Genomic DNA, 5,423 nt, shown 5'->3' with positions numbered 1-5,423 from the left:
CTCGACAGCTCCACTCCACAACCGGAGGCCTTCGTCCTCTCACAGATTCAGACCGTGTCGTCGCACAAACTCGACCAACCTGGCTGGGCAGTACATCTAGCTGTACTGCCCCGCCCGGGGCTCCAGGGCGCCCCCCGGGAGGAGGCTAGGCGGTGTCCCCGAGGCTCTGGGCGGTGTCCCCGAGGCGACGCAGCAGCTGCGGCAGGGCCGTGCCGATGGGGTCGCGGAGGATCTCGTCGGCGCGGTCGTCGTACGGGGTCGGCTCGGCGTTGACGACGATCAGGCGGGCGCCGTGGTCGGCGGCGACCCCGGCGAGGCCGGCGGCGGGATGCACCTGGAGGCTGGTGCCGACGGCGACGAAGATCTGGCACGCCTTGCTGAGGGCGGCCGCCTCGCCGAGGACGACCGGGTCGAGCCGCTCGCCGAACATCACCGTCGCCGGCTTCAGGATCCCGCCGCACTCCCGGCACGGCGGATCGGCCTCACCCGCGTCGACCCGCGCGAGCGCGTCCGCCATCGGGCCGCGCGCGTGGCAGCCGGTGCAGACGACACTACGGGCCGACCCGTGCAGTTCGAGCACCTTGCGGGCGGGCATCCCGGCGAGCTGGTGCAGCCCGTCCACGTTCTGCGTGATCACACGCACCGGCACCCCGGACCGCTCCAGTTCCGCCACCGCCCGGTGCGCGGCGTTGGGCTCGGCCCGCAGCGCCCCGCTCTCGCGCCGCATCAGCCAGGACCGGCGGCGGATCTCCGGGTCGCCCATGTAGTACTCGTACGTGACGAGCTTCTCGGCGTCGGGATCCCGCCGCCACAGCCCGTTCGGACCGCGGTAGTCGGGGATCCCCGAGTCCGTGCTGATGCCGGCACCGGTGAGCAGGGCGACGAGGGGTCTGGCCATGGCGCCGAGGGTATGCGGGGCCGCGGGGCGGCGGCGAGCGGATATCGGACGGGAGGACACCGAGGCGAGCGACGGAAGGTCTCAGTGCACCCGCCGGCCGTTCTCCAGCTCCGCCGTCCCCGAGCCGTCCGCCAGGACGTCGAGGGCGGCCAGGACCCGACCGCCGAGGGCGCCCAGCAGATACCCGGAGAGTTCCGCGCGCGGGACCAGCCGCCAGGACAGCAGCTCCTCCTCCTGGAGGCGGATCGCCTTCAGCTCGCCCTCGCTCAGCACCCCGCCGTCGTACAGGTACGCCACCACCGGCGGCCGGCCCGCGCCCTGCACCCAGTCCACCGCCAGCAGCCGGCCGGGCTCCCGGTCCAGGCCGATCTCCTCGGCCGTCTCGCGCCGTGCGCCCTGCCGCGGGGTCTCGCCGTCGTCGGACTCGACGGTGCCGCCGGGCAGCACCCAGCCCTCCCGGTAGTTGGGCTCGACGAGCAGCACCCGGCCCACGCCGTCCCGGAACAGCACGGCGGCGCCGGCCAGGACGCGGGGCAGGGAGGCGATGTAGGCGGCGTAGTCAGGAGAGGTGGTCATCGGTGCAGGGTAACCACCGGGTCGCCGCCCCGTACCCGGGCGGTCAGGCCGCGGACTCCGCCAGCCGCAGCGTCCGCCGCGCCAGCTCGCTGATCCGCACCCCGTCGAAGCCGAACACCGCGCTGCGGACCGTGTCCTCCAGCGGCTCCTTCCACTGGCCCGGAATGGCCGCCGCCCCGCCGAACACACCGGCCACCGAACCCGCGGTCGCGCCGTTGGAGTCGGTGTCCAGACCGCCGCGCACGGTCAGTGTGATGGTCCGGGTGAAGTCGCCGTCCCCGTAGAGCAGGCCGGCGGTGAGCACGGCGGCGTTCGGGACGGTGTGGATCCAGCCCATGCCGGCGGTCTCCTCGGCGACCGTGGTGAGCGTGTCCTCCCAGGACATCCGGGTGTCGTGCAGGGCGACCACCCGGCGTACCGCGCGGGCGAGCCGGCTGCTCGCCGGGATCACCGCCAGGGCCTCGTCGACGGCGTGCCGCACGGTGGGCGCGGTGAACGCGGCCGAGATCAGCGCGGCCGCCCACATCGCCCCGTAGACCCCGTTGCCGGTGTGCGACAGCACCGCGTCGCGCCGGGCCAGCTGGGCGGCGCGACGCGGGGTGCCCGGGCAGGTCCAGCCGAAGACGTCGGCCCGGATGAGGGCGCCGATCCACTCCTGGTAGGGGTTGTCGTACGTCGCCGTCAGCGGAGGCTTGAGCCCGCCCGCGAGGTTGCGGTAGGCGGCCCGCTCGGCGGTGAACGTCTGCAGGTACGGCAGCCGCAGCAGCCACAGGTCGCCGACCTGCTCGGTGGTGAAGCCGAAACCGTGGGTCTCCAGCAGGTCCAGGCCGAGGATCGCGTAGTCGACGTCGTCGTCACGGCAGCTGCCGTGGATGCGGCCGCGGACGCATTGGCGCCACTCGGGGCGCAGGGCGAACCCGTCGTGCTCGCTGATCGGCTCGGGCAGGTAGTCCGTGAGCGGCAGGGCCGCGGCCTGCCTGAGGTAGCGGTCGATGCGGTCGCGGGTCCACACCTCGCCCTGTTCGACCGGCTTGCCGAGCATGTTTCCCGCGATGCGGCCCTGCCAGCCGCCGAGGATGCGGTTGCCGAGGTCTGTGTCGGAGCGCGCGGGGGTCATGATGAGGGTCTACCCGTTTTGAGAGCGGGGACTGCGGTGTGCGCGGGACCGTGGCTTCGTCGTGGCCGGTCGCGCGGTGCCCCGCGCCCCTGAGGGCGAAGCCCCCTGGTCCATGAGATGGGCACGGGCTGACGGCGGACGGCTCCTCCGGTTAAGGTCGCAGCGGCGCGACTGGCCTTGACGTGTGTGAAGGCCCGGAGAGCAAGGGGAGTGCAAGTGGCGGACGCTGCAGTGAGCGGCACCCGGAAGGCACAGCGGGTGCTCGTCGCCGCGGACAAGTTCAAGGGGTCGCTGACGGCCGTGCAGGTCGCCGAGCGGGTCACGGCCGGGCTGCGCCGGGTCCGCCCGGACCTCGAGGTCGAGGCACTGCCCGTGGCCGACGGCGGCGACGGGACCGTGGCCGCGGCGGTCGCGGCGGGGTTCGAGCGCCGGGAGGTGCGGGTCGCCGGCCCTCTCGGCGACGAGGTGAGCGCGGCGTACGCGCTGCGCGGGAGCACCGCCGTCGTGGAGATGGCCGAGGCGAGCGGGCTGCAGCGGCTGCCCGCCGGGGTCTTCGCCCCGCTCACGGCGTCCACGTACGGCTCCGGCGAACTGCTGAAGGCCGCGCTGGACGCCGGTGCCCGCACGATCGTCTTCGGGGTCGGCGGCAGCGCCACCACCGACGGGGGCGCCGGGATGCTGTCTGCGCTCGGTGCCCGGTTCCTGGACGCCGAGGGGAAGCCGGTGCCCCCGGGCGGCGGCGGACTCGCCGAGCTGGCCACCGCCGACCTGTCCGGGCTCGACCCGCGCCTCGCCGAGATCGAGCTGGTCCTCGCGAGCGACGTCGACAATCCGCTGACCGGCCCGAAGGGCGCGCCCGCGGTCTACGGCCCGCAGAAGGGCGCCTCGCCCGACGACGTGGCGGCCCTGGACGCCGCCCTCGGGCACTTCGCGAAGGTGCTCCAGGACCCGGCCGGCGCGCAGGCCGCCGCATACGCGGCGTCACCGGGTGCGGGAGCGGCCGGCGGCATCGGCTACGGCGCCCTCCTGCTGGGCGCCCGGTTCCGTCCCGGCATCGAGGTGATGCTCGACGTCCTGGGCTTCGCGTCCGCCCTGGACCGCGCCGATCTGGTCATCACCGGCGAGGGCTCCCTCGACGAGCAGACCCTGCACGGCAAGGCCCCGGCGGGCGTGGCCGCGGCGGCCCGTGCCGCGGACAAGGACGTCGTGGCGGTCTGCGGCCGTCTGGCGCTGCCGCCCCAGACGCTGGGCCGGGCCGGTTTCCGCCGGGCCTACCCTCTGACGGACGCGGAACCGGACGTCGCGAAGTGCATCGCGGAGGCCGGGCCGATCCTGGAGCGGGTGGCGGAGCGGATCGCGCGGGACTTCCTGACCTGAGCCGTCACGGCAGGGGGGTCAGCGCTCCGTCGGAGTCCCGGAAGTAGCTGCCGGAGCTCTGGCCCCACACCTTGCCGTTCTTGAACCACTGCTTCGACATGTGGTGCACCGTCTGGGCGGTGACCTCCCACACCAGCGAGTGGCCCGCCCCCTCCAGGCAGAACATCAGCTTGTCGGGCCCCTTGACGGCCTTGTACAGGTCCGGCACGGAGAAGCGGACGGGGTCGGGGAAGCCGGCCGGGCTGTTGGCGGCCCGGTCCTGGTCGCCGTAGACGATGAGCACGGGAACCCGTTCCCCGAGTACGGCCGTGCCCGCCGGGTTCTCGTGCGGCGCCGTCCGGTTGTTCCAGCCCCACCAGTAGGTGTTCCGGTACCGCAGGATGCCCTCGTACTCACCCGGGGCCACCTCGCGGCCCCACTTGCTGCCGAGGGGATCGCTGCGCATGCAGGCCTCCCAGGCGAGGTCCACGACGCCCGGTTCCCGCAGGTCGGGGTTGCCGTCCAGCCCGGTCCTGAAGCCCGTCCTGGTGCCGACGAACATCGGGAAGCCCCAGGTGACGGCCGGTGTGGACATCGGCAGTGTCACGGCCTCGGCCGGGCGGCCGAACGGGTCGTCGGGCTTGTCCGACCACCGTCCCTTGGGCGGGAAGACCGGGGCGAGCAGGAGCAGGCTCTCGACATTGCCGGGGTGCTGGAGGGTGTAGGGGCCCATGATGGCCGCGCCCAGCGACCAGGCGATGAACCGGATCGGCTTCTTCCGGCCGGGCAGGTCCCTGATGTACTCGACCACCGCGCCCAGCTCCGCCCACTCGCTCTCCGAGTTGCCCAGCTGGTGCGGGTACGGGGGAGGGGGCGGGCAGAGCGCCGGGAGGGGATTGGGGACGAGGACCTGCTGCTGGGCCGGATTGGCGTTGCACGGCTCGTCCATCCTCGGGCGCGGTGACCGGCCGGAGCCCTGCAGCTCCATGATGAAGACGTCGTACCCGTCGTCCGCGAGCTCCTGCGCCCAGCTGTACCGGGTGGCGCGCCCGCCCGGCACCGGCGCGAGGTCGAATCCCGCCAGCGCCGGCACGCTCCTGCCGTGCAGCATGAGGACCGGCTGGTACGGATGGTTGGGCTTGGTGCCGTCGTACTCCCGGACGGGCAGGGTCACCGTCTCGCCGGCGTTCGCGGGGATCTTGGACTGGAGCGTGACCTTGTGCTCTCTGAGGATGGGTGCGGGCATGACCGCCTCCCAGGAAGAAAGTGGGATGAAGTGGATGTAATACCCCCTTTCCACCCTCCTCTTCCTGGATTTTCTCCGCAAATCGTCCTCAAGCGGCGGTAGTTGACCGGTCAAGGGCACGAAGGGAACGCCCTTGAACGGGAAACGGGTGTGGCCCGGGCCACGAAGGCCCGGGCCCCACCCGTTCGGGCGATGCCGGGACAGTCTGTGTCTTATACACAACTGAAGCT

General features: G+C 73.0%; 5 protein-coding genes. 1 reads left to right on the top strand and 4 read right to left on the bottom strand.

Annotated elements, in window-relative coordinates; translation table 11 throughout:
• Nucleotides 1-145: 145 nt before the first annotated feature.
• From ACFV20_RS36405 to ACFV20_RS36395, 3 genes are all read right to left on the bottom strand, one after another.
• The gene (locus ACFV20_RS36405) at nt 146-898 is read right to left on the bottom strand and encodes an NAD-dependent deacetylase (RefSeq protein WP_385665358.1); all 753 of its coding nucleotides are present in this window, start codon (nt 896-898) and stop codon (nt 146-148) included.
• An 81-nt stretch (nt 899-979) separates the two neighbouring features.
• On the bottom strand, nt 980-1,474 hold the full coding sequence (locus ACFV20_RS36400) for an NUDIX domain-containing protein (protein WP_385665355.1): 495 nt from the start codon (nt 1,472-1,474) through the stop codon (nt 980-982).
• Between the two features lie 43 nt (nt 1,475-1,517).
• Entirely contained in the window at nt 1,518-2,591 is a 1,074-nt protein-coding gene (locus ACFV20_RS36395; RefSeq protein ID WP_385665352.1) for an ADP-ribosylglycohydrolase family protein, read from the bottom strand.
• 258 nt (nt 2,592-2,849) lie between these two features.
• Between ACFV20_RS36395 and ACFV20_RS36390 the strand changes: the two genes are divergently transcribed.
• The gene (locus ACFV20_RS36390) at nt 2,850-3,968 is read left to right on the top strand and encodes a glycerate kinase (RefSeq protein WP_385665360.1); all 1,119 of its coding nucleotides are present in this window, start codon (nt 2,850-2,852) and stop codon (nt 3,966-3,968) included.
• Nucleotides 3,969-3,972: 4 nt separating this feature from the next.
• On the opposite strand, the gene ACFV20_RS36385 is transcribed toward ACFV20_RS36390, so the two are convergent.
• Nucleotides 3,973-5,193, bottom strand: a complete 1,221-nt coding sequence (locus ACFV20_RS36385; RefSeq protein ID WP_385665349.1) for an alpha/beta hydrolase — start codon at nt 5,191-5,193, stop codon at nt 3,973-3,975.
• Between the last annotated feature and the right edge of the window lie 230 nt (nt 5,194-5,423).

This window comes from Streptomyces sp. NPDC059696 (assembly GCF_042733745.1).
Taxonomy (GTDB): Bacteria; Actinomycetota; Actinomycetes; order Streptomycetales; family Streptomycetaceae; genus Streptomyces.
This window is presented reverse-complemented; position numbering and strand designations above follow the sequence as displayed.